Source organism: Pseudomonas sp. JV245A (assembly GCF_032424515.1).
GTDB classification, from domain to species: Bacteria; Pseudomonadota; Gammaproteobacteria; order Pseudomonadales; family Pseudomonadaceae; genus Aquipseudomonas; species Aquipseudomonas protegens.
The window spans coordinates 1-4,319 of record NZ_VYKE01000257.1 but is presented as its reverse complement, the minus strand read 5'-3'; the positions used below and the strand labels follow the sequence as shown (position 1 = coordinate 4,319).

The following is a 4,319-nucleotide window of genomic DNA, read 5'->3' as shown; positions in this document are numbered from 1 at the left end:
TGGCGCTGCTGGTGCTGGGCTACAACAGCTTTGCCGCCCGCCCCCTGCAGCCCGACTTCGCCGGGGTGTTTTCAAGCTTTGCCCTGCTCAGCGGCGTGCGCTACTGGATCGGCCGGCAGTACACCGGGCACCGGCATTACGAGGTCATCGTCCTGGCATTCGGCGTGGCGGCCTTTCTCTTGCTGGATGGGTTCTTCTTCAACGCCATCACCTATCATCTGGAACTGGCCAAAGAACCCACTCCCAAATTCCTGCCTTACTGGTTCTGGTAAGGCGGGCGTCCACACCTGGCCCGCAGCGCCCGGCCGGAAGCAGGCAACGGCGCTCATCGGCAGCGTGCAAGATTTGGTAACACTCCCGGGGCCCCCCGGCGATGAAACCGAACTGGCACAGTGCTGTCACATCGCAATCGGTAACGGCGGAGGTCGCCCTGCGGCGGCTTGCGGCCCACGCAGCACTGGCCCGACGACCTCACTTCCACAGGTTACCGGCCTGGGCCTGCCCCCCATGCGGCAGGCCATACTCCATCAAGGCTGAAAGAGCGAACCATGAAGCAAAACATCCTCCTCGTATCCGTCTGTGCCGCCCTGCTCCAGGCCTGCACCCCGGCTTCCACCACCCCTGAAGGATCTTCTTCCATGCCCGCCAGCACTGCCTCCGTCAGCGCCCAGCCTGCGCTGTCCGCCTACTACTGGCAGCTGGTTGCGGCCCGCGATGCGGCGGGCAAGCCCGTCGCCGCCCTGGACAAGGGCATCGAGCGCCAGCTGCGCCTGACCTTCGCCGGGCAGAACCTGAGCATCAGCGGCGGCTGCAACCGCCAGTTCGGCGGCTTCCAGCATGAAAATGGCGTGCTCAAGGTACAGCCACTGGCCGCCACCCTGATGGCCTGCGAGCCGAAACTGATGGCCCTGGACGCACAAATCGCCAACCTGCTCAAGGGCGACCTGCGCACCACCTTCGGCGGCGACCAGTCGACCCCGACCCTGCAACTGGCCACCCAGGACGGCACCCTGCTCACGTTCGAAGGCCAGCCCACCCCGCAAACCCGCTACGGCAGCCAGGGCCAGACCCGCTTCCTGGAAGTGGCGGCCAAGACCGTCAAGTGCAGCCACCCGCTGATCCCCGACTTCCAGTGCCTGCAAGTGCGTGAGCGCCGCTACGACGACGCCGGCCTGCAGCTGCCGACCCAGGACACCTGGCACCCGCTGTACCAGTCCATCGAGGGCTACGAGCACCAGGACGGCGTGCGCAATGTGCTGCGGGTCAAGCAGTACGAGTGGAAGAATGCACCCGCCGATGCCCCGTCCAGCGTCTATGTGCTGGACATGGTGGTCGAGCAGGACGCCTCGGCGGCCCACTGAGCCGAGCCACCCGCCAACCGGTACAAACCGGCAGGCAATAAAAAAGCCCCGTATCGCAAGATACGGGGCTTTTTTGGTTCCGGGCGGGGTCAGGCCGTTACAGCACCGACTGACCGCTCATGGCCAGGTCCAGCAACTCGCGGTTGGCCACCGCATACATGGCGTAGTCGGTGCCGCTGGCGGCACGGATTTCCACCATCATGGCGCGCCAGCGATCGGCCATGCTCGCGTTCTGCTCCAGCCACAGAGCCACACGGGCCTCCATGTCATCCGGCGCATCGGCCATCTGCAGGACCTTGATGGTGATCGCCCGCTGCTGCCAGTCCACGTCATCGCGGAAGGCTTCGCGCGCCGCCGCCTGCCAGTTGTTGGCCACCGGCAGATCGCTGATCTGCTGCAGGTACCACGGCAGGTCGAGGGCACTGCCGACGGCGAAGTAGGCCTTGGCCACTTCCGCCGCATCGTGGCCGGTCACATCAGCGGCCTCGATGATCGGCAGCAGGGTGTACAGGTGGGTAGTGCCTGCAACCATCCGCGCCAGCAACTCCGGCACACCGGCTTCGACATAGGCGGTGTAACGGGCTTGCCAGCCCTCGCGGGTCGGGCCTTCGAGCAGCTCGTCGAGCTTCAGGCCCAGCGCCGCCAGGTGCGGACCGAAGTGCGCAACGTCACGCGCCGCATCCTGCTCGTTGCGCCGGCTGCGCAGGAACCAGCGGGTGGCACGACGGCCCAGGCGCATCAGCTCGTCCATCAACGCCAGTTGCACTTCAGCCGAAACCTGGTGGTCCAGGGCTTCGATCTGACGGAACCAGTGCGGGAGGTGGAAGATGTCCCGCACGATCACATAGGCACCGGCGACGTTCGCCGGGCTCATGCCGGTGGACTCCTTCAGGCGCTGCACGAAGGTGATGCCCATGTGGTTGACCAGGTCGTTGGCGATCTGGGTGCTGACGATCTCGCGCTTGAGACGATGGCGACGCATGGCCTCGGAGAACTTGGCCACCAGGCTTGGCGGGAACGCGGTCTCCATGTCACGGGTCAGGTAGTCGTCATCCGGTACCAGGGACTTGAGCAGGGCTTCCTTGAGGTCGATCTTGCTGTAGGAAATCAGCACCGACAGTTCCGGACGGGTCAGGCCCTTGCCGGTGGCGGCGCGCTCGGTGAGCTGCTCCTCGGTCGGCAGGTACTCGATGGCGCGGTCCAGCTTGCCACGGCCTTCCAGGTCGCTCATCAGGCGCTTGTACTCGGCGGCACGCTCGTAGGCACGGCGCGCAGCCAGGGACAGGGCCTGGGTCTGCTTGTAGTTGTTGCCCAGCACCAGGCCGCCGACTTCGTCGGTCATGCTCGCCAGCAGCTGGTTGCGCTGCTTGTCGGTCATGTCACCGGCCTGCACCACTTCGTTGAGCAGGATCTTGATGTTCACTTCGTGGTCGGAGCAGTCCACGCCACCGGCGTTGTCGATGAAGTCGGTGTTGGAACCGCCGCCATTGAGGCCGAACTCCACACGACCCAGCTGGGTCATGCCCAGGTTGCCGCCCTCGCCCACCACCTTGCAGCGCAGCTCGTTACCGTTGACGCGCAGGGCGTCGTTGGCCTTGTCGCCGACATCGGCGTGGCTCTCGGTGCTGGCCTTGACGTAGGTGCCGATACCACCGTTCCACAGCAGGTCCACCGGCGCCTTGAGCAAGGCGTTGAGCAGCTCGGTCGGGGTCAGCTTGTCGGCCTGGATGTCGAAGCGCTCTTTCATCTGCGGCGAGATGGCGATGCTCTTGGCGCTACGCGAGAAGATACCGCCGCCTTCGGACATGATGCTGGTGTCGTAGTCGCTCCAGGCCGAACGCGGCAGCGCGAACATGCGCTGGCGCTCGACGAAGCTGGTGGCCGGATCCGGGTTCGGGTCGATGAAGATGTGCAGGTGGTTGAACGCCGCCACCAGTTGCAGCTTGTCGGACATCAGCAAGCCGTTGCCGAACACGTCGCCGGCCATGTCGCCGACGCCGACCACGGTGATGCTGTCTTCCTGCACATTGATGCCGCGCTCGCGGAAGTGGCGCTGTACGCCAACCCACGCGCCCTTGGCGGTGATGCCCATCTTCTTGTGGTCGTAACCGGCCGAACCACCGGAGGCGAATGCATCACCCAGCCAGAAGCCGTAGTCGATGGCAATGCCGTTGGCGATGTCGGAGAAGGTCGCAGTGCCCTTGTCCGCCGCGACCACCAGGTAGGGGTCATCGTCGTCATGGCGCACGACGTTGGCCGGCGGCACCAGGGCGCCGTCCTTCAGGTTGTCGGTGATGTCCAGCAAGCCGGAGATGAAGATGCGGTAGCAGGCGATGCCCTCGGCCGCGATCTCGTCCCGGCTGCCGCCCAGTGGCAGGCGACGGGGCAGGAAGCCGCCCTTGGCGCCCACCGGCACGATCACCGAGTTCTTCACTTGCTGGGCTTTGACCAGGCCCAGGACTTCGGTGCGGAAGTCTTCTTCACGGTCGGACCAGCGCAGGCCGCCACGGGCAACGTTGCCGAAGCGCAGGTGCACGCCTTCGACACGCGGCGAGTAGACGAAGATTTCGAACTTGGGCACCGGCTTGGGCAGCTCGGGGATCAGGTGCGGGTTGAACTTGAAGCTGAAGTACGACTTGTTCTGGCCGTTGGCGTCGGTCTGGTAGAAGTTGGTGCGCAGGGTGGCCTTGATCAGGTCCAGGTAGCGCCGCAGGATGCGGTCTTCGTTGAGCACCTGGACGTCGTCCAGGGCGGTGAGGATCGCCTGCTCCAGACGCTGCTGCTTGTCTTCCAGGTCGTCGCTGGTGAGCTTGCGCGCCAGGTAGAAGCGGGTCTTGAACAACCGGGTCAACTCGCGGGCGATGTCGGTGTGGTTGTTCAGGGTGCTGGCGATGTAGCCCAGGTCGAAGCCCAGGCGGATCTGCTTCAGGTAGCGGGCGTAGGCACGCAGCAGCGCCA

Annotated in this window: 2 protein-coding genes and 1 pseudogene; 2 read left to right on the top strand and 1 reads right to left on the bottom strand. The window is 65.2% G+C overall.

The features are described from left to right. Window positions 1-272 (top strand): annotated as a pseudogene (locus F6S12_RS30050) (hypothetical protein); the annotation flags it as partial. 366 nt (window positions 273-638) lie between these two features. Next, window positions 639-1,361, top strand: coding sequence for an META and DUF4377 domain-containing protein (locus F6S12_RS30045; RefSeq protein WP_232512109.1), 723 nt, complete (start codon window positions 639-641; stop codon window positions 1,359-1,361). A gap of 97 nt (window positions 1,362-1,458) precedes the next feature. On the opposite strand, the gene F6S12_RS30040 is transcribed toward F6S12_RS30045, so the two are convergent. Next, a partial coding sequence (locus F6S12_RS30040) for an NAD-glutamate dehydrogenase (protein ID WP_315869710.1) occupies window positions 1,459-4,319 on the bottom strand: 2,861 nt, incomplete at its 5' end.

Coding starts and splice junctions, on each gene's coding strand:
- F6S12_RS30045 (WP_232512109.1), top strand. CDS start 639: ATGCCCGCCAGCACTGCCTCCGTCAGCGCCCAGCCTGCGCTGTCCGCC.